Here is a 23,474-nt window from a genome sequence, read left to right on the forward strand (position 1 = left end):
AGGAAAAATTTCATGCTGATGTTATTCGCTACCGTCGCGCTAGTGCATTTGGTTGCGCTGATGAGTCCCGGCCCAGACTTCTTCTTTGTGTCGCAAACGGCGGCAAGTCGGTCCCGCAAAGAGGCGATGATGGGTGTTCTGGGCATCACGTTAGGCATTGTGATTTGGGCCGGCGTGGCGTTGATGGGCCTGCACCTGATCCTGGAAAAAATGGCCTGGCTGCATGAAATTATTATGGTTGGCGGTGGATTGTATCTGCTGTGGATGGGCTGGCAGCTAATGCGCTCAGCGCGTCAACGTCATAAGCAGCCGCAGACAGATGCGCCAGTGGTTGAACTGCCGAAAAGAGGCATGAGCTTCCTGAAAGGTTTTCTGACGAACTTGTCGAACCCGAAAGCGATCATCTACTTCGGTAGCGTATTCTCGCTGTTTGTGGGTAACGACGTGGGCGCGATGGAGCGCTGGGGTTTGTTCCTGCTGATTATCGGTGAGACGTTCGCGTGGTTTACGCTGGTGGCGGCGATATTCGCCATGCCGTGGATGCGTGATAAGTATCAGCGTATGGCGAAGTGGGTGGATGGCATGGCGGGCGTGTTATTTGCCGGGTTTGGTATTCATTTAATCATTTCGCGATAAACCAGGTCACCATGAATGGCGACCCTACGTAGGGTCGCCATTCATGCGCACCTGATCGAAAATCACGCCATTTTACGAGCGCTGGCCAGCAGCGCACCTACCGCCATAAACAATCCACCAAAGGTGCGATTGAGCAGCTTCATCTGCTTCGGGCCTTTAATCCAACCGGCGATGCGCGTCGCCAGCGTGGCGTAACCAATCATCACGATGATGTCGACCACGATGGTGGTGACGCCCAGTACCAGATATTGCATTAACTGCGGCTGGTGCGGCTGAATAAACTGCGGAAACAGTGCGGCAAGAAACACGATGCTTTTCGGGTTGGTGAGATTCACCAGCACTGCGCGCTTGAACAGGCGACGACGCGGCATCGCTTTAGTAACGGCGTCGAGATCGATGCCGCCAGCGGAACGCCACTGCTGAATGCCTAGCCACACCAGATAGGCCGCACCCGCCCACTTCAGGACTTCAAAGGCCAGAAGTGATTGGGAAAACAACGCACCTAAACCGGCGCCGACCAGCACGATATGAATGGCCAGGCCAAGCTGCAAGCCAGTAATCGATGCTGCCGCCCCGCGATAGCCGTGGCTGATGCCGGTGCTCATGGTGTTAATTGCGCCGGAACCGGGTGAAAGGCTGAGGATGGTTGTGGTCAGCAGGTAGGTTAACCACCATTCAATGGTCATGTGTGACATTCCCTGAAGTTAGCGAAGTGTGACACAATACGACAGAAAATCGCCGCACGCTACGCAGTGCAGACGCGCAAATCACGTTTTTTTCAGGGGGACGAATGCAGCATCATAAACAGGGGTGGCTCGGACGTGAGCGAGGCTTTTCGGCCTTTGCTACCGGTCCGCTGCTCGACTTCTGGCGTCGCCGTGAAGAGTGTGAATTCACCGGCGTGGGTAACCTGAAGATTCGCTACGTCCGTTTCACCTCACCGCAACATCGTCGTGTCATTCTGGTCGTGCCTGGCCGCATTGAGAGCTATATCAAGTATCCCGAACTGGCCTACGACCTGTTCATGTGCGGCTACGATGTGGTGATTCTCGACCATCGTGGTCAGGGGCGATCTGAACGTCTGCTGGAAGATTCGCATCGCGGCCATGTGGTGGAATTTGGCGACTACGTTGACGATCTGGAAACGCTGTATCTGAAAGCGATCGTCAGCCCACATTACCAGCAGCGCTACGTGCTGGCCCATTCGATGGGCGGCGCGATTTTAGCGCTGTTTCTGGCGCGTCAGCCGCAGGCGTTTCATGCCGCGGTGTTTTCCGCGCCAATGTTTGGCATTGTGCTGCCGCTGCCCGACTGGATGGCGCACCGCATTCTCGACTGGACAGAAAAACTGCCCGCGCTGCGCGAAGGCTACGCGCTGGGCACCGGGCGTTGGCGCGCTAATCCGTTTGGCATTAATCGCCTGACGCATAGCCGCGAACGCTATCGCCGCAACCTGCGTTTTTACGCCGACGATCCGGCGATTCGCGTCGGTGGACCGACGTATCACTGGGTGCGCGAAGGCGTACAGGCCGGTCGAGACATCTTCAACCAGGTGGCAAAAATTACTACGCCGACCTTGCTGCTGCAGGCCAGTGAAGATGATGTGGTGGATAACCGCTCACAAAATCTATTTTGTACGGCGATGGCCGAAGCAGGACATCCCTGCGCCGGTAATGCGCCTTATGTAATCAAAGGAGCGCGTCATGAGATCTTGTTCGAAACAGACGCGATGCGCGCCGAAGCGCTGAACGCGGTGATCGATTTCTTCGAGCATCACGCTTAATTCATTTTACTTTCCGATATCAACACCCGAGGTTTACATGTATCACATCGTCGCATCCGACCTGGATGGCACGCTGCTCTCTCCGGACCACCGTCTTACATCGTTCGCTCGTTCTACGCTGCAGGAGCTGGTGGCGCGTGACATTCACTTTGTTTTTGCCACCGGCCGTCACTACATCGACGTCGGGCAGATGCGCGATAAACTCGCCATTCCGGCTTACATGATCACTTCGAACGGTGCGCGCGTGCACAACGCCGAAGGCGAATTGGTGTTCAGCCACAACCTGGATGCCGACATCGCCAGCGATCTGTACGGCCTGCAATATCATGACGAGCACATCCTGACGCATGTCTATCGCGACGATGAATGGTTCATGAGCCGCCATCGCCCGGACGAGCAGGACTATTTCCGCGAATCCGTCTTTAACTATCAGGTTTACCAGCCGGGCATGCTGCCGACCGACGGCATCAGCAAAGTATTTTTTACCTGCGAAGATCCAGAGCGTTTGATTCCAATGGAACAAGCGATTGAAGCGCGTTGGGGCGATCGCGTGAATGTCAGCTTCTCGCTGCCGACCTGTCTGGAAGTGATGGCGGGCGGCGTTTCTAAAGGCCACGCGCTGGAAGCCGTCTCGAAACAACTCGGCCACTCGCTGAAAGAGTGCATCGCCTTCGGCGACGGCATGAATGATGTGGAGATGCTGAGCATGTCAGGCAAAGGCTGCATCATGCGTAATGGGCAGCAACGTCTGAAAGACACCTTGCCAACGCTGGAAGTGATTGGCAGCAACGCGGATGATGCGGTGCCGCACACTTTGCGTAAACTGTTCCTCGCCTAAAAAAACGGGCCGGCGATGACCGGCCCGCTCTGGTTATACCAACTGTTTCTTGTGCTTATGTTCGCTCACCATGGTGAGCAGCAGCAGGATCACCGCCAGCACTGAGCCGCCAATCATCACGATGAACCCGCCGTCCCAGCCGAAGTAATCGACGGTGTAACCAACAATCGCACTGGCCGCCACCGACCCACCAAGATAGCCAAATAGCCCGGTAAAGCCCGCCGCCGTTCCCGCCGCTTTTTTCGGTGCCAGCTCCAGCGCGTGTAAGCCAATCAACATCACCGGACCGTAAATCAGGAAGCCGATCACAATCATGCACAGCATGTCGATGCCTGGATTGCCCGGCGGATTCAGCCAATAGACCACGGTGGCGATGGTCACCAGCGTCATAAAGAACACGCCGGTCGCGCCACGATTTCCTCTAAATACTTTGTCCGACATCCAACCGCACAACAGCGTGCCGGGAATACCGGCATATTCGTAGAGGAAGTAGGCCCACGATGATTTATCCAGCGTGAAATGCTTCACCTCTTTCAGGTAGGTCGGCGACCAATCGAGAATGCCGTAACGCAGCAGGTAAACAAACACGTTCGCCAGTGCGATGTACCACAGCAGTTTGTTGGGCAGAATGTACTGCATGAAAATCTGTTTCGCCGTCAGCTCCTGCTCGTGATCTTCGTTGTAATCCGGCGGGTAATCATTCTTCCACGCTTCAATCGGCGGTAAACCGCAGGACTGTGGCGTATCGCGCATCAGAGCGAAAGCGATAATCGCGATGAGAATGGCACCAAACGCTGGCATATACAGTGCGGCTTTCCAGTCGTTAAACCACGCCATACCGAGCAGGAACAGCAGCGGTGGAATGCCGCCGCCGACGTTATGCGCGCAGTTCCACACTGATACAATGCCGCCGCGCTCTTTCTGCGACCACCAATGCACCATGGTACGCCCACACGGCGGCCAGCCCATGCCCTGGAACCAGCCGCACAGGAACAGCAGCACGAACATCACCATGATGCTCGATGTCGCCCATGGCACGAAGCCCATAAACAACATCACCGCCGCAGCCAGGATCAACCCGGCAGGTAAAAACACGCGCGGATTCGAGCGGTCTGATACCGAACCCATAATGAATTTTGAGAAGCCGTAAGCGATGGAAATTCCCGACAGCGCAAACCCGAGATCGCCGCGCGAGAAACCTTGTTCAACCAGATAAGGCATCGCCAGCGCAAAGTTCTTACGCACTAAATAGTAGGCGGCATAGCCGAAAAATATTCCCAGGAAAATTTGCCAGCGCAGGCGACGATACAGTGGATCAACACGATCATCTGCCACCTGGGGCCGATGCGGTGCAGGTTTGAAGATACTCAACATGAGTTGGCCCTCCAGGGCGCGATATTGTTATAAATTCCCAGCAGGTTGGGGCAAATACGGCGAATGTTTAAACGGAAAAGCGATGTTTCCATTTCGCGCAAAGGATAGTGATGGTCACGTTCTGTTACTGTGACATGTGACACAACTGTTACAGTTTTATGACAATGAAGTGCGATAAAAACCAGGGAATGTTGGATTTCGCGCATTTTTAGCCGAGCTGAAAGGGAGGCGATGAGAATTATTTGGCGTAATTTCGTACAGTTGTAAATCAGATAGTTCAGCCCGATTGCGACAGTTTGTTTACACTAGCCGCACTGTTTATTTTGAGATCGTTACCGTGCCGTTACTGATCGTTACCACCATTCTGTGGGCCTTTTCCTTCAGTTTAATCGGGGAATACCTTGCAGGTCAGGTGGATTCCTGGTTCTCCGTATTAATGCGTCTGGCGCTCGCCGCCATCGTCTTCTTACCGTTTCTGCGCTGGCGCGGTTATCGTGCTTCAACCCTTTTGCTGTATATGCTGGTGGGCATGCTGCAGCTTGGCATCATGTATTTGCTGAGCTTTGAAGCCTATCTGTACCTGAGCGTGACCGAGTTCCTGCTGTTTACCGTGATGACGCCGCTGTATGTCACGCTGATCTACGATTTGCTGAGCCGACGTCCACTGCGCATTGGCTATGCCTTCAGTGCATTGCTGGCGGTCATCGGTGCGGCGATTATTCGTTATGACAAAGTCAGCGACCATTTCTGGTTCGGCTTGTTGCTGGTGCAGGCGGCCAATATCTGCTTCGCCATCGGCATGGTGGGTTACAAACGCCTGCAGGAAACCCGTCCCATGCCACAGCACACCGCGTTTTCGTGGTTCTATCTGGGCGCGGTGATCATCGCGGTGATTGCCTGGAGCCTGTGGGGCAATCCCAATAAACTGCCAACGACATCGCTGCAGTGGGGCATTTTGGTGTGGCTGGGCGTGGCAGCTTCAGGTTTGGGCTACTTCATGTGGAACTACGGCGCTACGCAGGTGGATGCCGGCACCTTGGGGATTATGAACAATATGCATGTGCCGGCGGGCTTACTGGTGAACCTGGCGATCTGGCAGGAAAAACCGCACTGGCCGAGTTTTATCGCCGGTGCCGCCGTAATCTTCGCATCACTTTATGTGCATAAACGCTGGGTGCTAGGTAAGAAAAGCATCGCATAAAGCCAATAGGGAAGGGATAGCGCGGCAGAGGAGCAAAGCATCCGAGCCATGGATGGCGAGGCTGATCCACAAGGAAGTGGTTTCCCTTTGCGATCTGCCGCGCTATCCCTGACCTGGCGCGAATAAAGAAGCGATTAAGTCTTCTTAACCGGCCCCGGACGATGGATCATCGTCAAACCTTTCAGGAAATTACGCAGAATCTGGTCGCCGCACTCGCGGAAGTTCTTGTGTTCCGGGTTGCGGAAAATCGCACCCACCTCAGCCTGCGAAATCTTAAAGTTCGCTTTCAGCAACACATCCGGAATGTCGGTGGTCTTCAGCGCAAAGGCGATACGCAATTTCTTCATGAAAATATTGTTATTCATGCGACGCTCAATCGAAGGCGCGGGCGCATCTTCACTCTTACCGCGACGGTAAAAAATCAGACCGTTAAGGAAATAACCCATCAACACATCCGGCAGCTTGCGAAACGCGGCATCGTCATCCTTCTTCATCCACGCCTGCACATCTTCCAGCGGCACTTCACTGCCCGCCAAGGCAAAAATCTCCACCACTTTGCTATCGCTCAAATCAAGCATATAGCGCACGCTGCGCAGAACATCGTTACTCATCATGGTGAAACTCTCTTGGTCGCGGGTTGAGGCGGCGCATTATAGAGCAGGCGGGGCAGGGATAACAGCGTGGGCGACCTTCGTCGCCCAACATCATCAGGATGAGGTGGTTTGCAGTGAGCCCGGACGCGCGGCATCGCGCACGAAAGGCAAATGTTCACAGGCATGCTGACGGGCAAACCGCACAAAGGCTTCCATCACCGGCTGACGTTGCTCGCCTTCGCGTACGGCGGCATACAAGCGGCTCCACAAGCCATCGCCCAACGTCTTCGTCACCACCAAACCCTGCTGCTCAAAATTCTCTACCACCCAATGCGGCAGCGCGGCGATGCCCATGCGCGCCGACACCATTTGAATCAGCAACAACGTGTTATCCACGCTCTTCAAGGCCGGACTCACGCCCGCAGGTTGCAGGAAATGGCGCCACACATCTAAACGCTGACGCTGCACCGGATAGATCATCAGCACCTCATCGGCCATATCTTCTGGGGCAATATGTTCAAGCTGCGCCAAAGGATGATCCGGCGCCATCACCAAACGCACTTCAAAATCGAACATCGGTGAATAGAACAACCCGCTGCGCGGCAATATATCGGAGGTCAACACCACATCCAACTCGCCCTGCTGCAACGCGGGCTGCGGATCAAAGGTCACGCCGGATTTGAAATCCATCACCACCTGCGGCCAGCTCTGGCGGAAATTATTCAGCGCGGGCGTGAGCCATTGAATGCAGCTATGACACTCAATAGCGATACGCAAGGTGGTCTGATGCGGCTCATGGCACGCCTGCAAAGCCTGCTGAATCTGTGGCAAAACCTGCTCAGCCAGCTGCAATAAAATCTCTCCCTGCGGCGTAAAACGCAGCGGCTGGCTTTTACGCACAAACAGACGAAAGCCCAGCCGCTGTTCCAGATCGCTGAACTGGTGGGACAACGCGGATTGCGTCTGATGAAGCTGTGAGGCGGCGGCGGCTAATGAGCCGGTATTCCGTAACGCCTGCAGCGTCCGCAGGTGTTTGAGTTCGATCATGAGAATCCTTCACATCGAGATTGAACAAATTGCGCTTGAGGAACATACAGTACCCGCAGATTATGGCGGTGTAAACATCTGGACGGCTAAACATCCCGGACAAACGTCGCGGCCACTTTACGTTTGTCCAGCCACATTGCTCAGCGAAGGGAATCGTGACTCGCTGGATGAACGTAAATCGGTTGTACCTCAAGAATATCTGGAGAACAGAAAATGACCATTCTGAACCATACACTCGGTTTCCCTCGCGTCGGTCTGCGTCGTGAACTGAAGAAAGCACAGGAAAGCTATTGGGCAGGTAACAGCTCACAGGAAGCGCTGCTGGCGGTGGGGCGCGAGTTGCGTGCCCGTCACTGGCAACAGCAGAAAGAGGCGGGCATCGATCTGCTGCCGGTTGGCGATTTCGCCTGGTACGATCACGTTCTCACCACCAGCCTGCTGCTGGGTAACGTGCCCGCACGCCATCAGAACAAAGATGGATCCGTCGATCTCGATACGCTATTCCGCCTCGGCCGTGGCCGCGCACCAAGCGGGGAACCTGCGGCGGCGGCGGAAATGACCAAATGGTTTAACACCAACTATCACTACATGGTGCCGGAATTCACTCAAGGGCAGCAGTTCAAACTGACCTGGCCCCAATTGCTGGATGAAGTTGACGAAGCGCTGGCGCTCGGCCACAAGGTTAAACCGGTGCTTCTCGGCCCGCTCACCTATCTGTGGCTGGGTAAAGTCAAAGGCGAGCCATTCGATCGTCTGTCACTGCTCAAAGACATTCTGCCGGTTTACCAACAGGTGCTGGCCGAACTGAAAAAACGTGATATCGAATGGGTGCAGATCGATGAGCCAGCACTGGCGCTGGAGCTGCCACAAGCGTGGCGCGCTGCATACAAACCGGCTTACGACGCGCTGCAGGGCGAAACTAACCTGCTGCTCACCGCCTATTTCGACAGCATCGGCCAGAACATTGACGTCATTAAAGCGCTGCCGGTGCAAGGTCTGCACGTTGACCTGGTTCACGGCAAAGACGACATCCAACAGTTGAACCAGCAGATTCCCGCGGATTGGCTGCTGTCTGTTGGGGTGATCAACGGCCGTAACGTCTGGCGTGCGGATCTCAGCAGCTGGTTTGAGCGTTTGCAGCCGCTGCTCAGCCAGCGCAAACAGCTGTGGATCGGCTCCTCTTGCTCACTCCTTCATAGCCCAATCGATCTCAGCGTGGAAACCCGCCTTGATGAAGAAGTGAAAAGCTGGTTCGCCTTTGCCCTGCAGAAGTGTGCTGAGCTGTCGCTGCTGAGCAACGCGCTGAACAACAATGATGCGGCTTCGCTGGTTGCGTGGAGTGCGCCGATTCGTGCGCGCGCCCACTCAACACGCGTTCACAATGCTGCAGTCGGCGAGCGTCTGGCGAAAATCCAGACCAAAGACACTGAACGCGCCAGCAGCTACACCGAGCGTGCGAAAGCGCAGCGTCAGCGCTTCAACCTGCCCGCATGGCCGACCACCACCATCGGTTCATTCCCGCAGACCACTGAAATTCGTGGGCTGCGGCTCGACTTCAAAAAAGGCAACATCGATGGCGGTAATTACCGCACCGGCATCGCTGAACACATCAAACAGGCGATTATTGAGCAGGAACGTTTAGGACTCGACGTGTTAGTGCACGGAGAAGCAGAACGTAACGACATGGTTGAATACTTCGGCGAAAACCTCGACGGCTTCGTGTTCACCCAAAACGGCTGGGTGCAGAGCTATGGTTCACGCTGCGTCAAACCGCCGGTTATCATTGGCGACGTAAGCCGTCCACGGGCGATCACCGTTGAGTGGGCGAAGTATGCGCAGTCGCTGACCGATAAACCGGTTAAAGGCATGCTGACCGGTCCGGTGACCATTCTCTGCTGGTCGTTCCCGCGTGAAGATGTGAGCCGTGAAACCATTGCCAAACAGATTGCGCTGGCGCTGCGTGACGAAGTGGAGGATCTGGAAAAAGCCGGTATCGGCATCATTCAGATTGATGAGCCGGCACTGCGTGAAGGCCTGCCACTGCATCAGTCCGATTGGGCCGCGTATTTGACCTGGGCGGTGGATGCGTTCCGTCTCAATGCCGCAGTGGCGCAGGATGACACGCAAATTCACACCCACATGTGTTACTGCGAGTTCAACGACATCATGGATTCGATTGCCGCACTGGATGCGGACGTCATCACCATCGAAACGTCACGTTCCGATATGGATCTGCTGGATACCTTTAAGGCGTTCGATTACCCCAATGAAATTGGTCCGGGCGTGTATGACATTCACTCACCGAACGTGCCGAGCGTGGAGTGGATGGAAGAGTTGCTGCGTAAAGCGGCGCAGAGCATTCCGGAGGAGCGTCTGTGGGTTAACCCGGATTGTGGCCTGAAAACCCGTGGCTGGACGGAAACCCGTCAGGCATTGGCAAACATGGTAAAAGCAGCGCAGAACCTGCGGGGTGAAACGGCTTAGTCGCCGCCCATGAGATTGGGGCGCCTATGCGCCCCTTTTTATTACGCGTTCGGTGCTACACCAGATTGCGCGAACCACGCCAGCATGCGTTGCCAGCCATCTTTGGCGGAATCGGCGTGATAACTTGCACGATAATCCGCGTTGAAAGCATGTCCCGCATCCGGATACACCACGATCTCCGCTTTGGCGTTGGCGGCGTGCAGCGCCTGACGCATCTTATCGATGCTTTCCAGTGGAATGCTCTCATCCTGCCCACCGTAAAGACCCAGCACCGGCGCATTCAGATCCACCGCAACATCAATCGGGTGCTTCTGCTGCTTCAGTGTTTTCTCACCGTCTAAGCGGCCATACCATGCCACTGCGGCTCGCACCTGCGGATTGTGCGCGGCAAACAGCCAGCTAATGCGTCCGCCCCAGCAGAAACCGGTAATTGCCAGACGACGCGCATCGCCACCATGACTTGCCGCCCAGTTAGCCACATGATCAAGATCGGACAGTACCTGCGTATCCGGAACCTTGCTCACCAACTCTTTGAACAGCGTGGGAATGTCGTGGTAATCGTTGGGATCGCCTTCGCGGAAATAGAGCTCAGGGGCGATCGCCAGATAACCTTCCAGTGCCAAACGCCGGCAAACATCGCGGATATGTTCGTGCACCCCAAAAATTTCCTGCACCACTAACACCACCGGCAACGTACCTTGATACTCTTTTGGACGGGCATAATAGGCGGGCAGATTTTCGCCCTGGCTCGGAACTGAAGTCTCGCCAGCATGAATCGCCTCGCTGGCGGTAATAATGGTACTGCTTGCGGTGGGCTGAACAGCAGGCGCAAAGCCGCCGGGTGCCGTTTTTTGTGCCATATTGTCTTCGGTTTTCATGGTTCTCTCCGTGCTAGCAAATGCGCAATCACGTAACTATAGCCTGGCGAAGTAAAGCAAGGCTGACGTAGGGTGCAGAGGGATTTTTTTTCACGTGTGCAGCTTCTCTATTAACATTGCCACCAACACTTACACAGCACCGCTTGTAGCAATTCAGAATTGCACAGCGCTAATGTGTGATGTAAATCACATAATATTTTTCTGATAATGTAAGTTTCATTATTGATGGTGAATTGAGTCACATATTTATGCCGCCTGCTCACGTAGAGTGGCGCGCACATCCCCACTCTATCAGGAGTCTGTTATGGCCCAGTCTGACGTTTTCCACCTTGGTATCACCAAAGCTGATTTGAAAGGAGCCACCCTGGCCATCGTGCCGGGCGATCCTGAGCGTGTGAAGAAAATCGCCGCGCTGATGGACAATCCTCAGCATCTGGCTTCGCATCGTGAATTCACCACTTACCTTGCCGAAGTTGATGGCAAACCGGTTGTTGTCTGTTCTACCGGTATTGGCGGACCTTCAACCTCGATTGCGGTTGAAGAGCTGGCGCAGCTTGGCGTGCGCACTTTTCTGCGCGTCGGTACCACCGGCGCTATCCAGCCGCATATTAATGTCGGCGATGTGCTGGTCACCACCGCATCGGTACGCCTTGATGGCGCCAGCCTGCATTTTGCGCCGATGGAATTCCCGGCCGTGGCTGATTTCAGCTGCACCACCGCGCTGGTGGCAGCAGCAGAAGCCTGCGGTGCGAAAACCCACATTGGTATTACCGCCTCCTCTGACACCTTCTATCCAGGCCAGGAACGCTACGACACCTTCTCAGGTCGTGTCGTTAATCGTTTCCAGGGTTCAATGAATGAATGGCAGCAAATGGGCGTTCTTAACTACGAGATGGAATCCGCTACACTATTAACCATGTGCGCCAGTCAGGGACTGCGTGCCGGCATGGTGGCTGGCGTCATCGTGAACCGTACACAAAAAGAGATCCCAGATGCCGTGACCATGAAGCAGACCGAAAGTGATGCGGTGAAAATTGTGGTTGAAGCCGCGCGTCGCTTAATTTAATGCGCCAGTCAGGGATGAATTCGAGACCAGACTTATAAGGAACTCCGCTATTTCCTGATTAGAATGCGCGCAATTTCAGCAGCTACTGAGAAATTTCTTATGCGCAAAATGGTTTCTGTCTCACGTCCTAATTTCATGAACAATCCCGCTGCTTCGCAATCTCGTGTTGAGGGCGCAGCAGCGAGATTTCGCCAGGCGATGGCGGCCAATAACTATCCTCTTGCGCGTCAGTGCTGCGAAGAAGTGCTGCGCGTCTTGCCCAATCATATGCAAGTGCTTAGCGACTACGCGTTAACCCTAATGCGCGTCGGCGAATATAAAAAATCGTATAAAATTTACCAGAAGATCTATCAGGCTCCGGCCGCCCAGCTTGCGCAGGCGTCGGAAACCTGGCTGGATGGATTGACCGAAGTCTGCGGCTGGCTGAATAAAGAGGATGAAGTGGCGCGTTATGGTCTTGAGTCGCTACAGAAATCCGATGTGACTTTCAGTAAAGGGACGAAAGTGGCCTTTCCGGCCGATGCACCTTCACCGCTCAATCGCAGCAATCCCGCGGAAAACATCATCTCCTTTAGCCTGTACGGCGGTCAGCCACGCTATTGTGAAACGCTGATTAAAAACATCGAAGTGGCGCGCGAACTCTATCCTGACTGGATCTGCCGCATCTATCTCGACGACAGCGTGCCGCAGCACGTCTGGCAGCGCTTGCAGCAGCCCAACACGCAGCTGGTGGATATGTCGCAGGAGAAAACCATCTTCCCAACGCTATGGCGCTTTCTGGTGATGGACGACGCTAGCGTCAAACGTTATATCGTGCGTGACGCGGATTCATTGCTGTCTGAACGCGAAGTGGTCGCGGTAGAGGCCTGGCTGAATTCACCCTACTGGTTCCATCATATGCGCGATTACTTCTCGCACACCGAATTGTTGTTGGCAGGCATGTGGGGCGGCTGTCACGGCGTGTTCCACAATGTTGAACAGCAGATGCGTGACTTTATCGCGCAATATCAAGGCAGCGAACGCTTTACCGATCAGTACTTTCTTAAGGTGGCGCTGTGGCCGACGGTGCGTGAAAGCCTATTGAGCCATGACGATATTTTCCGTTTCCATCAGGCAGAGCCGTGGCCGGCACATCAGCCGATTCGTTGGAAAACCGACAGCTTCCATGTTGGCAGCAACGCGGGGTTCGCCAGCATGGCCGGTAAAGTGGAGAATGTGGAAAACGGTTGGCAGCAGGTTGAGATCACCTACGACGGCAAAAGCTGGACCTATCCCGCGAAAATCCACAATGAAACCGAATGGGTGCTGCCGATGCCATTCTTCCTGATTGATGCATGGAAAGCTGGCGATCTGACTGTCAAAGCCCTGTAAATTAAGTCTGGACATTCATACAGTACACCTCTACCTTTTCCCTCAGCGAGTCGATCCGCGGGGGGATTATGGATCAGCAACTTATCATTAGCGGCGCGCTGGCGCTGGCCGGTTTAGGCATTGGCTGGATCATAGCCCAACTGCGTGCCGGCCATCAGCACGCCAGCTTCACCACCGAGCGTCGCCTGTTAGAAGAGGCGCAACAGCGCCAGCAGCAGCAGCTCGAACATCTACAGCAGCAAATCCAGCAACGCGAACAGGAGCTGCGCCAACTGCACGGCGCGCTCAGCGGTGCGCAGGAACGCTTGCAGCAGCTTGATTATTGGCGCGGAGAAAGTGAACAGCTCAGCCGTGAGCTGCGTAATCAGCTGGAAGTGAACAGTGCGCAGGAAGCCGAATTGCGCGAAGTGACCATCCGCCTCGAAGAGACGCGCTACGGCGCTGAAGAGAAGCAGCGCCTGCTCACCAACAGCGAACAGCGTCTCAGCGCGCAGTTTGAAAATCTGGCTAACCGTATCTTCGAAAACAGCGGGCGGCGTGTTGATGAGCAAAATCGTCAAAGTCTGAACAGCCTGATTGGTCCGCTGCGGGAACAACTGGACGGTTTTCGCCGGCAGGTTACCGATAGTTTTGGCGTGGAAGCACGTGAACGGCATACGCTGACCCATGAAATTCGCCAGTTGCAGCAACTCAACGCGCAGATGGCGCAGGAAGCGGTTAATCTCACCAAGGCGCTCAAGGGCGACAATAAAATTCAGGGCAACTGGGGCGAAGTGGTGTTGGCACGTGTGCTGGAAGCTTCTGGTTTGCGTGAAGGCTACGAATACCAAACGCAGGTTAGCGTGCAGCTGGAGCAACAGGGTCGAATGCAGCCGGATGTGATCGTCCGCTTGCCGCAGGGCAAAGATGTGGTAATTGACGCCAAAATGACCCTGGTTGCCTACGAACGCTATTTCAACGCCGATGATGAAGCCACGCGTGAGCAGGCAATTCAGGAGCACGTTAACGCGATGCGCGGACACATCCGCTTGCTGAGCCGAAAAGATTACCAACAATTGCCCGGTTTACGATCGCTGGATTATGTGTTGATGTTTATCCCGGTGGAACCGGCGTTTCTGCTGGCGATTGATCGTCAGCCTGAGCTGATCAGCGAGGCATTGCAGCAGAACATCATGCTGGTGAGTCCCACCACGCTGCTGGTGGCGCTGCGTACTATCAACAATCTCTGGCGTTATGAGCATCAAAGCCGCAACGCGCAGCGCATCGCCGACCGGGCAACGCGGCTGTACGACAAAATGCGGCTGTTTGTCGATGACATGAGCGGCATTGGGCACAATCTCGACAAAGCGCAGCAAAGTTATCATCAGGCGATGAAAAAATTGTCTGAAGGGCGCGGCAACCTGATTGCGCAAAGTGAGGCCTTCCGTTCACTTGGCGTAGAGATCAAACGCCCGATCAATCCGCAATTGGTCGAACAGGCGCAGCCGGAAGAGGCGGATGAAGATTGGGCAGACGATCGCACTGAGGATGAAAACGTTGCAGATCCAACAACGGACTCGCTGCGCCGCATCAACGAATAGCACGGTGGTCGCGTGCTCGTGTAGCGCGACTCTGATACACTTCGGCAAGAATTGTTTGTGGAACAGGTAAAACCGATGGCAGATGAATCACAGCAGGAAACTACCCATTTTGGCTTCCAGACCGTCGCGAAAAGCGAAAAGGCCGATAAAGTCGCGGACGTGTTTCACTCCGTCGCGGCAAAATATGACCTGATGAACGATTTGATGTCGTTTGGCATCCATCGTGTCTGGAAGCGTTTTACCATTGACAGCAGCGGCGTGCGCCGCGGTCAGCGCGTGTTGGATCTGGCGGGTGGTACCGGCGATCTGACGGCAAAATTCTCACGTCTGGTGGGCGAAACCGGCCAGGTTGTGCTGGCAGACATCAACAGCTCCATGCTGAAGATGGGCCGTGAAAAGCTGCGTAATCTTGGCGTGTCAGGGAATGTTAGCTACGTTCAGGCTAATGCCGAAGCGCTGCCTTTCCCGGATAACTATTTCGATTGCATCACTATTTCGTTCGGCTTGCGTAACGTGACCGAAAAAGAGAAAGCGCTGGCATCAATGTACCGCGTGCTTAAGCCGGGCGGACGTCTGCTGGTGCTCGAGTTCTCGAAGCCGTTGCTGGAGCCGCTGAGCAAAGCTTACGATACCTATTCATTCCACATTCTGCCGCGTATTGGTCAGCTGGTGGCGCAAGATGCCGAAAGCTATCGCTATCTGGCGGAGTCGATTCGTATGCATCCCGATCAGGAAACCCTGAAAGCGATGATGAACGATGCAGGTTTTGAAAATACCACCTACTTCAACATGACTGGCGGTATTGTCGCGCTGCACCGCGGATTTAAATTCTAATCCATCATGACTTTAACTCCTCTCATCACCGGCGGTCTTGAGACCGCCCTGAACCGTGTTCTCTATCGCGATCGCAGCCTGAAAGCCGCGCGCCAGCGTCTGGCGGGCAAGGTATTGATGCTGCGTCTGCAAGAGCTCGATTTTCCTTTGGTACTGGTGTTTAGCGAATCCCAGCTTGATGTGTTGAGTGATTGGCAAGACAGCAGCGACTGTACGGTGAGTTTGCGTGTGAGTACGTTGCCGAAATTGCGCGATCGCCAGCAGCTCACCAGTTTGATTCGTAGCGGTGAACTGGAGGTAGACGGCGATTTGCAGGTGGTACAGCAATTCTCTGCGCTGATGGATCTCGCTGAGCTGGATCCGGCGGAATATCTGGCGCCGTGGATTGGCGATATCGCCGCGCAAGGCGTGAGCCAGGCCGCACAGCAGGCGCTGCAATTCGTGCAGCAGCAGTTCACTCGCCGTCAGGATTATCTGGGGCAGGTGCTGACGGAAGAGTGGCGTGTCGCGCCGGGCGCACTGGAACTGGCATGGTTCTGCGAGGAAGTGGAAGCGATAGAACGTTCGCTCAATGCGTTTGACACGCGTTTAGCACAGCTGGAGGCGAAATGACGCTGGGAGAAATTCGGCGCTTATACTTTATCATCAAGATCTTTCTGACCTACGGTCTTGATGAACTGATTCCCCGCATGCGCTTCACGCTGCTTTTACGCTTGTGGCGGCGCTGCATCTTCTGGATCCCTAATCAGCACAAAGAGGCTTCCGCCGGCGTGCGCATCCGTTTAGCCATGGAGCAGCTGGGGCCGGTGTGGATCAAATTTGGCCAAATGCTCTCCACACGCCGCGATTTATTCCCGCCCGCGATTGCCGATGAACTGGCCGTGCTGCAGGACCGCGTTGCGCCGTTTGATGGCTTCAAAGCTAAGCAGCAGATTGAACAGTCGATTGGCGGCCCGGTGGAAACCTGGTTTGAAGATTTCGATATCAAACCGCTGGCATCCGCCTCTATCGCGCAAGTTCATACCGCGACGCTGAAGTCCAACGGCCGCGCGGTGGTGATCAAAGTGATTCGTCCCGACATCCTGCCGGTGATCAGAGCCGACATGCGGCTGATTTATCGTCTGGCGCGTTGGGTGCCGCGTTTACTGCCGGATGGACGTCGCTTGCGTCCGCTCGAAGTCGTGCGTGATTACGAAAAGACTTTGATAGATGAGCTGAATTTGCTGCGTGAAGCGGCGAATGCCATCCAGCTGCGCCGTAACTTCGACCAAAGCCGCATGCTGTATGTGCCGGAAGTGTTCTCCGATTATTGCAGTGAAACGATGATGGTGATGGAGCGCATTTACGGTATTCCAATCTCGGATATCGCTACGCTTGAGCAGCACGGCGTCAATATGAAACTGTTGGCAGAGCGCGGTGTGCAGGTGTTCTTTACCCAGGTGTTCCGCGATAGCTTCTTCCATGCCGACATGCATCCCGGCAATATTTTCGTCAGCTATGATCATCCGGAAGATCCGCAATATATTGGCATTGACTGCGGTATCGTCGGCTCGCTGAACAAAGAAGATAAGCGCTATCTGGCAGAAAACTTCATCGCCTTCTTCAACCGCGATTATCGCAAAGTGGCCGAGCTACATGTGGATTCAGGTTGGGTGCCGCTGGATACGAACGTCGAAGATTTTGAGTTTGCTATTCGTACCGTGTGTGAACCGATTTTCGAAAAGCCGTTGGCCGAGATCTCGTTTGGTCACGTGCTGCTTAACCTGTTCAATACCGCGCGCCGCTTTAATATGGAAGTGCAGCCGCAGTTGGTGCTGCTGCAGAAGACGCTGCTGTATGTCGAAGGGATTGGCCGCCAGCTTTATCCACAGCTCGATCTGTGGAAAACCGCCAAGCCGTTCCTCGAAGATTGGATCAAAGATCAGATTGGTATCCCGGCGATCATGCGGGCGGTGAAAGAGAAAGCACCTTACTGGGCGGAAAAACTGCCGGAGTTGCCAGAGCTATTTTACGACAGCATGCGCCAGCACAAATTATTGAAGCACAGTGTCGATAAACTCGTCACCGATTTAAATGTACAGCGAACACGCAATCATCAGGCGCGCTATCTCTTTGGTGTAGGCGCTACACTGTTATTAAGTGGCACCGCCGTGCTGTTAAGTCGACCGGATTGGGATTTCTTCCCGGCGCTATTAATGGCCGCTGGCATCGTCACCTGGCTTATTGGCTGGCGCAAGACAAACTGATTGTCTGCCTGGTACAAATCGCGTAATGTCGCAAGCTAAAGCCCGAAATCATACGGGCTTTCTGTGCGTTACAGTCAACAGTTTTTCACAGAATATTAGAGGCATATCTCATGGGCGGTATCAGTATTTGGCAATTGTTAATCATTGCCGTCATTGTTGTTCTTCTGTTCGGTACCAACAAACTTCGTAATCTGGGTTCGGATTTAGGATCTTCCATCCGCGGCTTCAAAAAAGCCATGGGCGATGAAGACGATAAAAAGGATCAACCGAAAGAGCAGGACGCTGACTTCAACGCCAAAACTCTGGCAGACAAACAGCAAACCACGGCGACTAAAGACGACGCCCGGAACGACAAGCAGGTATAACTGTGTTCGACATTGGTTTTAGTGAACTGGTATTGGTGTTCGTGATCGGGCTGATTGTACTTGGCCCGCAGCGATTACCGGTTGCGGTGAAAACCGTCGTCGGCTGGATTAGAGCCATTCGCTCGCTGGCCGCGAATGTACAAAACGAACTGGCGCAGGAACTGAAACTGCAAGAACTGCAGGACAGCCTGAAAAAGGTGGAAGAAGCGGGCCGTGGCACGCTGTCACCTGAGCTGAAAGAGTCGATGGAAGAACTGCGTAAAACCGCCGACTCTATGAAGCGTTCGGTTCAGCAGAGCATCGATATCGAAAAAGAGGAAGATGAAGCCAACACCATTCATCAGACTCCGCCAGCAGCAGTGCAGCCCGTGACTTCACCAGCGGTCACACCGGCTACAGCAGAACATCAAACCAGTGCGCCTGCACAGACTCCGCAGCCGACTGACGAAATTTCTGCCGCTGAACATTCTCCTGTCGCCAGTGCTCCACAAAGCACCGCGAAGATTTCTCTCGTAAAAGATGAACGATAAACATGGCCGTTGAAGATACCCAACCGCTCATTAGCCATTTGATTGAGCTGCGCAAGCGTTTGTTGCATTGCATCATCGCTGTTTTAGTCATCTTTCTGTGTCTGGTCTACTTCGCGAATGATATTTACCATTTGGTTGCATCACCGTTGATCAGCCAGATGCCGGCCGGGGCGAGCATGATCGCTACCGACGTTGCATCTCCCTTCTTCACGCCTATCAAGCTCACCATTATTGTTTCGGTATTTCTTGCCGTGCCGGTGATTTTGTATCAGGTGTGGGCGTTTGTCGCGCCAGCGTTGTATCGCCACGAGCGTAAACTGGTGATGCCGTTATTGTTTTCCAGTACGTTGCTGTTTTATGTCGGCGTGGCCTTTGCTTACTTTATCGTGTTCCCGCTGGCGTTTGGCTTCTTCGCTAAAACTGCGCCGCAGGGCGTGACCATCGCCACCGATATCACCAACTATCTTGACTTCGTCATGACGATTTTCATGGCATTTGGTGTGGCGTTTGAGGTGCCGATTGCGATTGTGCTGCTGTGCTGGACGGGCATCACCTCGCCGGAAGATCTGCGCAAGAAACGGCCTTATATGCTGGTTGGCGCGTTCGTAGTTGGGATGTTGCTCACACCGCCGGATGTTTTCTCGCAAACTTTGCTCGCTATTCCGATGTACTGCCTGTTTGAAGTCGGCGTATTCTTCTCCCGCTACTATGTGGGTAAAGGACGTCAGTCTTCGGATGAGGAACAGAACACCGAATCCTGATGTCCTTAATGCAGGGCATCCCGCAGCGCGCGGGAAGATGAATCTAAACCGCCCCGTTGGGCGGTTTTTTATTGGGGAGAAAACATGTTTGATATCGGTGTAAACCTGACCAGCACGCAATTCGCAAAAGATCGCGAGCAGGTTGTGAAACGTGCGCGCGAAGCAGGCGTCACCGGCCTGTTAATTACCGGCACCAACGCGCTGGAAAGCCAGCAGGCGCGTCAGCTGGCGGCATTACATGCCGGCTTTTGCTGGTCGACGGCGGGCGTCCATCCGCACCATGCCAGTGAATGGTCGGCGGAAACGGCGAATACGTTACGCCGTCTGGCGGAAAGCGAGCAAGTGGTGGCGATTGGCGAATGCGGCCTGGATTTCAATCGCAATCTCTCTGCCCACGATCAGCAGGAATATGCTTTTGATGCGCAGCTCGCGTTGGCCGCAGAGTTGCAACTGCCGGTATTTCTGCATTGTCGTGAAGCGCACGATCGTTTTGTGGCAGTACTGAAGCCGTGGCTGCCAAAACTTGTTGGTGCGGTGGTGCATTGCTTTACCGGTACGCGTGAGGAGCTGCAAGCGTGTCTGGCGCTGGGATTATCGGTGGGGATTACCGGTTGGGTGTGCGACGAACGTCGCGGTATGGAACTGCGTGAATTGCTGCCGCTGATTCCCGCTGAGCGCCTGTTACTGGAAACCGATGCGCCATATTTACTGCCGCGCGATATGCACCCGCGTCCCACTTCGCGCCGCAATGAGCCGTGCTTCCTGCCGCATATTGTGCAGCAAGTGGCGAACTGGCGTGGTGAAGAGGCAGAAGCGCTGGGTGCGCAGGTCAATCTTAATGCGCGTCAGCTGTTTAAACTGGCTTAGAGTTTACGGAACTGCTTGTTATCGACGCTACGCATCACCTGTTTGTTCAGCATGTTGAGCAGCAGAACGGAGCGCGTTTCACCATCTGGCTCGGCAAAAATCGCGCGGAGTCCTTCGAAGGTGCCATCGGTGATGATCACTTCATCACCGCTCTGCGGGGTTTCCGGATCGAGAACGATCTGCGGCGCGTCGGTTTGCAGGGCTTCGATCACATCATGCGAAACGGTGGCCGGCATAGTGCCAAAGCGCACGAAGTGGCTGACGCCGCGCGTGCTGCTGATGGTGGTGGTGTGAATCGCTTCGGGATCGAACTCGATAAACAGATAATTAGGGAACAGCGGCTCACTCACGGTGGTGCGTTTACCGCGCACAATCTTCTCCAAAGCGATCATTGGGCTGAGGCAATTCACCTCTTGCCGCTCAAGATGCTCTTTCGCGCGCAATAGTTGTCCACGTTTGCAATAGAGTAAGTACCAGGATTCCATAACCGCTCCCAAATAATGGACGCTAAGAATATCAAATCAGTTGTCAGAGTTATAGCGCATCGGCGATGGGAAACAGGGTGTTGAAAACAATTTCACTACGATTTTTCCGATTGATGCGGCTTCTTAACGCTTTCTTGCAAGAAAATTGACGGCTGGCGACTATCTGTATCAGACTCCATCCCCATCTTTCGATTGAAAAGGAGTGGCTGATGGAACTGTTCCTGTTGAGTAACGGCAAAGTGGCTGACGATGCGCCGCTATTAAGTTACGCCCACCCGCAGCTGCACGCGATGATCGCTCAGCGCGGCATCACCTCGGCTGTGCTGGTGCCCTATGCGATTATTCGTGGCGATCATGCGCAGCGTGCGCAGGATTTATCCGCGTCACTAGGCATTGAAGTGCGCACCGTGCACGAGTTCGCATCGCCCGTTGCGGCGATTGATCAAGCCGAACTGATTCTGGTGAGCGGCGGAAATACCTGGTTCCTCAATCAAATGCTGCATGAGCACGGCCTGATCGTCGCCATCCAACGCGCGGTACGCGAGCGTGATGTGCCGTATGTTGGCTGGAGCGCCGGTTGCAATGTGGCAACGCCTTCAATCCGCACCACCAATGACATGCCGGTACGCAGCAGCGTGGTGTTGCCTGCGCTTGGCTTGTTTCCGGTGCAGATCAACCCGCACTATCTTGATGCGCACGTCAGCGGCCACATGGGCGAAACGCGCGATGAACGTCTGGCCGAGTTCTGTGCTGTTAATCCTCATGAGTCGGTGATTGCACTGCGCGAAGCCAGCTTCCTGCACGTGAGCGAGAATCGCCTGCGCTATTACAGCGCGCGCGGCGAAGACTTCAAAGTGTTCCGCCACGGCGAGCCGATTGCTGCTTATCACGATGTACTGGCGATTCAGTCGCTGGTGCCATTTTCATGTCAGCCAGCCTGACGCAAAACCTCAACATGTCAGCGTAAAACGCCCCTATAATAGCGCTTCACTCTGGCCGGAAAGCTAAAGCCGCATGAAATATCAGGATTTACGAGACTTCCTCGCGTTGCTGGAACAGCGTGGCGAGTTAAAGCGCATCACTCAGGAGATTGATCCTGAGTTAGAAATGACGGAAATTGCCGATCGCACGCTGCGTGCCGGCGGCCCAGCGCTACTGTTCGAAAACCCGAAAGGGTACGACATGCCGGTGCTGTGTAATCTGTTTGGCACACCGAAGCGCGTTGCGATGGGCATGGGCCAGGAAGAGGTCAGTGCGCTGCGTGAAGTCGGTAAGCTGCTGGCGTTCCTGAAAGAGCCGGAACCGCCGAAAGGCTTCCGCGATCTGTTCGATAAAATGCCGCAGTTCAAGCAAGTGCTGAACATGCCCACCAAGCGTCTGCGCAATGCGCCATGCCAGGAAGAGATTTTCAGCGGTGATGAGGTCGACCTGTCTCGCATCCCGGTGATGAAATGCTGGCCGGGCGATGCTGCGCCGCTGATTACGTGGGGATTAACCGTCACACGCGGCCCGCATAAAGAGCGGCAAAACCTTGGGATCTATCGCCAGCAGGTGATCGGCAAAAACCGCGTGATTATGCGTTGGCTGTCGCATCGCGGCGGCGCACTTGATTTCCAGGAGTGGTGCAAGGCACATCCGGGCGAACGTTTCCCGGTATCGGTGGCGCTCGGTGCCGATCCTGCCACCATTCTCGGCGCGGTGACGCCGGTGCCAGATACGCTGTCCGAATACGCCTTTGCCGGTTTGCTACGCGGCAACAAAACTGAAGTAGTGAAGTGCGTTTCAAATGAACTCGAAGTACCCGCCAGCGCGGAAATCGTGCTGGAAGGTTACATTGAGCCAGGTGATTTGGCGCCGGAAGGTCCGTACGGCGACCACACAGGCTACTACAATGAAGTAGACAGCTTCCCGGTGTTTACCGTGACGCACGTAACGCAACGTCGCAATCCGATTTATCATTCAACCTACACCGGACGTCCACCGGATGAACCGGCGGTGTTGGGCGTAGCGCTGAATGAAGTGCTGGTGCCGATTTTGATCAAGCAGTTCCCGGAGATTGTCGATTTCTATCTGCCGCCCGAAGGCTGCTCCTATCGCCTGGCGGTCGTCACGATCAAGAAACAGTATGCCGGCCATGCCAAGCGCGTGATGTTCGGCGTGTGGTCATTCCTGCGCCAGTTCATGTACACCAAGTTTGTGATTGTGTGCGATGACGACGTCAACGCGCGCGACTGGAATGATGTGATTTGGGCGATTACCACGCGCATGGATCCGGCGCGCGATACGGTGCTGGTTGAGAACACGCCAATCGATTATCTCGACTTCGCCTCGCCGGTTTCTGGCTTAGGTTCGAAGATGGGACTTGATGCCACTAATAAGTGGCCAGGCGAAACCACGCGCGAGTGGGGCACGCCGATTGTTAAAGATCCGGCGGTGACTGCGCGCATTGACGCCATTTGGGATGAGTTAGCTATCTTTGCCGAGCCGCCGCAGCGCTAAAGGCGGCAGACCAATTTGACCCGAAGAAAAAGGGAA

General features: G+C 54.6%; 23 protein-coding genes. 17 read left to right on the top strand and 6 right to left on the bottom strand.

The window, feature by feature from the left end:
- The first annotated feature begins 12 nt into the window (after positions 1 to 12).
- A complete protein-coding gene (gene rhtC, locus ACRQ84_RS16210) occupies positions 13 to 636 on the top strand; it encodes a threonine export protein RhtC (RefSeq protein ID WP_064738151.1) in 624 nt (207 codons plus the stop codon).
- Positions 637 to 698: 62 nt separating this feature from the next.
- On the opposite strand, the gene rhtB is transcribed toward rhtC, so the two are convergent.
- Positions 699 to 1,322 carry a homoserine/homoserine lactone efflux protein gene (rhtB, locus tag ACRQ84_RS16215; protein WP_064738150.1) on the bottom strand — a complete coding sequence of 208 codons (624 nt, stop codon included), beginning with the start codon at positions 1,320 to 1,322 and terminating at the stop codon, positions 699 to 701.
- A gap of 104 nt (positions 1,323 to 1,426) precedes the next feature.
- Here rhtB and pldB point away from each other — a divergent pair, with 104 nt between their 5' ends.
- A complete protein-coding gene (pldB, locus tag ACRQ84_RS16220; protein ID WP_483816587.1) occupies positions 1,427 to 2,419 on the top strand; it encodes a lysophospholipase L2 in 993 nt (330 codons plus the stop codon).
- 37 nt (positions 2,420 to 2,456) lie between these two features.
- Positions 2,457 to 3,257, top strand: a complete 801-nt coding sequence (yigL, locus tag ACRQ84_RS16225; RefSeq protein WP_064738148.1) for a sugar/pyridoxal phosphate phosphatase YigL — start codon at positions 2,457 to 2,459, stop codon at positions 3,255 to 3,257.
- Between the two features lie 33 nt (positions 3,258 to 3,290).
- On the opposite strand, the gene glpT is transcribed toward yigL, so the two are convergent.
- Complete coding sequence (glpT, locus tag ACRQ84_RS16230; RefSeq protein WP_064738147.1) at positions 3,291 to 4,631, bottom strand: glycerol-3-phosphate transporter; 1,341 nt, start codon at positions 4,629 to 4,631, stop codon at positions 3,291 to 3,293.
- A gap of 337 nt (positions 4,632 to 4,968) precedes the next feature.
- Between glpT and ACRQ84_RS16235 the strand changes: the two genes are divergently transcribed.
- Positions 4,969 to 5,832, top strand: coding sequence for a carboxylate/amino acid/amine transporter (locus ACRQ84_RS16235; RefSeq protein WP_064738328.1), 864 nt, complete (start codon positions 4,969 to 4,971; stop codon positions 5,830 to 5,832).
- Positions 5,833 to 5,966: 134 nt separating this feature from the next.
- Here the strand turns inward: ACRQ84_RS16235 and ACRQ84_RS16240 are convergent, their stop codons facing one another.
- Positions 5,967 to 6,446 (bottom strand): YehS family protein, encoded by a 480-nt coding sequence (locus ACRQ84_RS16240; RefSeq protein WP_064738146.1) that lies wholly within the window; start codon positions 6,444 to 6,446, stop codon positions 5,967 to 5,969.
- A 93-nt stretch (positions 6,447 to 6,539) separates the two neighbouring features.
- A complete protein-coding gene (gene metR / locus ACRQ84_RS16245; protein ID WP_064738145.1) occupies positions 6,540 to 7,472 on the bottom strand; it encodes an HTH-type transcriptional regulator MetR in 933 nt (310 codons plus the stop codon).
- A gap of 213 nt (positions 7,473 to 7,685) precedes the next feature.
- Between metR and metE the strand changes: the two genes are divergently transcribed.
- Positions 7,686 to 9,956 (top strand): 5-methyltetrahydropteroyltriglutamate--homocysteine S-methyltransferase, encoded by a 2,271-nt coding sequence (metE, locus tag ACRQ84_RS16250; protein WP_483816588.1) that lies wholly within the window; start codon positions 7,686 to 7,688, stop codon positions 9,954 to 9,956.
- Between the two features lie 41 nt (positions 9,957 to 9,997).
- Here the strand turns inward: metE and ACRQ84_RS16255 are convergent, their stop codons facing one another.
- On the bottom strand, positions 9,998 to 10,834 hold the full coding sequence (locus tag ACRQ84_RS16255) for a dienelactone hydrolase family protein (RefSeq protein ID WP_483816589.1): 837 nt from the start codon (positions 10,832 to 10,834) through the stop codon (positions 9,998 to 10,000).
- A 304-nt stretch (positions 10,835 to 11,138) separates the two neighbouring features.
- Here ACRQ84_RS16255 and udp point away from each other — a divergent pair, with 304 nt between their 5' ends.
- From udp to tatD, 10 genes are all read left to right on the top strand, one after another.
- Positions 11,139 to 11,900: a uridine phosphorylase gene (udp, locus tag ACRQ84_RS16260; protein WP_483816590.1), complete on the top strand. Its 762-nt coding sequence runs from the start codon at positions 11,139 to 11,141 to the stop codon at positions 11,898 to 11,900.
- A 99-nt stretch (positions 11,901 to 11,999) separates the two neighbouring features.
- Positions 12,000 to 13,271, top strand: coding sequence for a tetratricopeptide repeat protein (locus tag ACRQ84_RS16265; protein WP_483816591.1), 1,272 nt, complete (start codon positions 12,000 to 12,002; stop codon positions 13,269 to 13,271).
- 68 nt (positions 13,272 to 13,339) lie between these two features.
- Positions 13,340 to 14,851, top strand: a complete 1,512-nt coding sequence (rmuC, locus tag ACRQ84_RS16270) for a DNA recombination protein RmuC (RefSeq protein WP_483816592.1) — start codon at positions 13,340 to 13,342, stop codon at positions 14,849 to 14,851.
- A gap of 75 nt (positions 14,852 to 14,926) precedes the next feature.
- Positions 14,927 to 15,685 (top strand): bifunctional demethylmenaquinone methyltransferase/2-methoxy-6-polyprenyl-1,4-benzoquinol methylase UbiE, encoded by a 759-nt coding sequence (ubiE, locus tag ACRQ84_RS16275; protein WP_064738138.1) that lies wholly within the window; start codon positions 14,927 to 14,929, stop codon positions 15,683 to 15,685.
- 6 nt (positions 15,686 to 15,691) lie between these two features.
- A complete protein-coding gene (ubiJ, locus tag ACRQ84_RS16280; protein ID WP_483816593.1) occupies positions 15,692 to 16,297 on the top strand; it encodes a ubiquinone biosynthesis protein UbiJ in 606 nt (201 codons plus the stop codon).
- Positions 16,294 to 17,931, top strand: coding sequence for a ubiquinone biosynthesis regulatory protein kinase UbiB (gene ubiB, locus ACRQ84_RS16285; RefSeq protein ID WP_483816594.1), 1,638 nt, complete (start codon positions 16,294 to 16,296; stop codon positions 17,929 to 17,931). The genes ubiJ and ubiB overlap by 4 nt, the downstream gene beginning before the upstream one ends.
- Before the next feature lie 110 nt (positions 17,932 to 18,041).
- Positions 18,042 to 18,296 carry a Sec-independent protein translocase subunit TatA gene (gene tatA / locus ACRQ84_RS16290; protein WP_008105810.1) on the top strand — a complete coding sequence of 85 codons (255 nt, stop codon included), beginning with the start codon at positions 18,042 to 18,044 and terminating at the stop codon, positions 18,294 to 18,296.
- Positions 18,297 to 18,298: 2 nt separating this feature from the next.
- Positions 18,299 to 18,826 (top strand): Sec-independent protein translocase protein TatB, encoded by a 528-nt coding sequence (gene tatB / locus ACRQ84_RS16295; protein WP_064738135.1) that lies wholly within the window; start codon positions 18,299 to 18,301, stop codon positions 18,824 to 18,826.
- 2 nt (positions 18,827 to 18,828) lie between these two features.
- Complete coding sequence (tatC, locus tag ACRQ84_RS16300) at positions 18,829 to 19,587, top strand: Sec-independent protein translocase subunit TatC (protein WP_064738134.1); 759 nt, start codon at positions 18,829 to 18,831, stop codon at positions 19,585 to 19,587.
- Positions 19,588 to 19,671: 84 nt separating this feature from the next.
- Positions 19,672 to 20,454, top strand: a complete 783-nt coding sequence (gene tatD / locus ACRQ84_RS16305; RefSeq protein ID WP_064738133.1) for a 3'-5' ssDNA/RNA exonuclease TatD — start codon at positions 19,672 to 19,674, stop codon at positions 20,452 to 20,454.
- On the opposite strand, the gene rfaH is transcribed toward tatD, so the two are convergent.
- The gene (gene rfaH / locus ACRQ84_RS16310) at positions 20,451 to 20,939 is read right to left on the bottom strand and encodes a transcription/translation regulatory transformer protein RfaH (protein WP_008105818.1); all 489 of its coding nucleotides are present in this window, start codon (positions 20,937 to 20,939) and stop codon (positions 20,451 to 20,453) included. The genes tatD and rfaH overlap by 4 nt on opposite strands.
- 209 nt (positions 20,940 to 21,148) lie before the next feature.
- Between rfaH and pepE the strand changes: the two genes are divergently transcribed.
- Together pepE and ubiD are read left to right on the top strand one after the other, a co-directional pair.
- Positions 21,149 to 21,880, top strand: coding sequence for a dipeptidase PepE (gene pepE, locus ACRQ84_RS16315; protein ID WP_064738132.1), 732 nt, complete (start codon positions 21,149 to 21,151; stop codon positions 21,878 to 21,880).
- A gap of 73 nt (positions 21,881 to 21,953) precedes the next feature.
- On the top strand, positions 21,954 to 23,438 hold the full coding sequence (gene ubiD, locus ACRQ84_RS16320) for a 4-hydroxy-3-polyprenylbenzoate decarboxylase (RefSeq protein WP_064738131.1): 1,485 nt from the start codon (positions 21,954 to 21,956) through the stop codon (positions 23,436 to 23,438).
- Positions 23,439 to 23,474 lie beyond the last annotated feature (36 nt).

Origin of the sequence: Pantoea sp. E2023-21, assembly GCF_051302795.1 — a bacterium.
Classification (GTDB): Bacteria; Pseudomonadota; Gammaproteobacteria; order Enterobacterales; family Enterobacteriaceae; genus Pantoea; species Pantoea ludwigii_A.

What these genes read in the sequence shown, in the direction of transcription:
- rhtC (WP_064738151.1), top strand. Translation starts at nt 13, where the DNA reads ATGCTGATGTTATTCGCTACCGTCGCGCTAGTGCATTTGGTTGCGCTG.
- tatC (WP_064738134.1), top strand. Translation starts at nt 18,829, where the DNA reads ATGGCCGTTGAAGATACCCAACCGCTCATTAGCCATTTGATTGAGCTG.
- udp (WP_483816590.1), top strand. Translation starts at nt 11,139, where the DNA reads ATGGCCCAGTCTGACGTTTTCCACCTTGGTATCACCAAAGCTGATTTG.
- ubiE (WP_064738138.1), top strand. Translation starts at nt 14,927, where the DNA reads ATGGCAGATGAATCACAGCAGGAAACTACCCATTTTGGCTTCCAGACC.
- rfaH (WP_008105818.1), bottom strand. Translation starts at nt 20,939, where the DNA reads ATGGAATCCTGGTACTTACTCTATTGCAAACGTGGACAACTATTGCGC.
- tatA (WP_008105810.1), top strand. Translation starts at nt 18,042, where the DNA reads ATGGGCGGTATCAGTATTTGGCAATTGTTAATCATTGCCGTCATTGTT.
- metR (WP_064738145.1), bottom strand. Translation starts at nt 7,472, where the DNA reads ATGATCGAACTCAAACACCTGCGGACGCTGCAGGCGTTACGGAATACC.
- ACRQ84_RS16255 (WP_483816589.1), bottom strand. Translation starts at nt 10,834, where the DNA reads ATGAAAACCGAAGACAATATGGCACAAAAAACGGCACCCGGCGGCTTT.
- ACRQ84_RS16240 (WP_064738146.1), bottom strand. Translation starts at nt 6,446, where the DNA reads ATGATGAGTAACGATGTTCTGCGCAGCGTGCGCTATATGCTTGATTTG.
- rmuC (WP_483816592.1), top strand. Translation starts at nt 13,340, where the DNA reads ATGGATCAGCAACTTATCATTAGCGGCGCGCTGGCGCTGGCCGGTTTA.
- glpT (WP_064738147.1), bottom strand. Translation starts at nt 4,631, where the DNA reads ATGTTGAGTATCTTCAAACCTGCACCGCATCGGCCCCAGGTGGCAGAT.
- tatD (WP_064738133.1), top strand. Translation starts at nt 19,672, where the DNA reads ATGTTTGATATCGGTGTAAACCTGACCAGCACGCAATTCGCAAAAGAT.
- yigL (WP_064738148.1), top strand. Translation starts at nt 2,457, where the DNA reads ATGTATCACATCGTCGCATCCGACCTGGATGGCACGCTGCTCTCTCCG.
- pepE (WP_064738132.1), top strand. Translation starts at nt 21,149, where the DNA reads ATGGAACTGTTCCTGTTGAGTAACGGCAAAGTGGCTGACGATGCGCCG.
- ubiD (WP_064738131.1), top strand. Translation starts at nt 21,954, where the DNA reads ATGAAATATCAGGATTTACGAGACTTCCTCGCGTTGCTGGAACAGCGT.
- ACRQ84_RS16265 (WP_483816591.1), top strand. Translation starts at nt 12,000, where the DNA reads ATGCGCAAAATGGTTTCTGTCTCACGTCCTAATTTCATGAACAATCCC.
- ubiB (WP_483816594.1), top strand. Translation starts at nt 16,294, where the DNA reads ATGACGCTGGGAGAAATTCGGCGCTTATACTTTATCATCAAGATCTTT.
- pldB (WP_483816587.1), top strand. Translation starts at nt 1,427, where the DNA reads ATGCAGCATCATAAACAGGGGTGGCTCGGACGTGAGCGAGGCTTTTCG.
- metE (WP_483816588.1), top strand. Translation starts at nt 7,686, where the DNA reads ATGACCATTCTGAACCATACACTCGGTTTCCCTCGCGTCGGTCTGCGT.
- rhtB (WP_064738150.1), bottom strand. Translation starts at nt 1,322, where the DNA reads ATGACCATTGAATGGTGGTTAACCTACCTGCTGACCACAACCATCCTC.
- ubiJ (WP_483816593.1), top strand. Translation starts at nt 15,692, where the DNA reads ATGACTTTAACTCCTCTCATCACCGGCGGTCTTGAGACCGCCCTGAAC.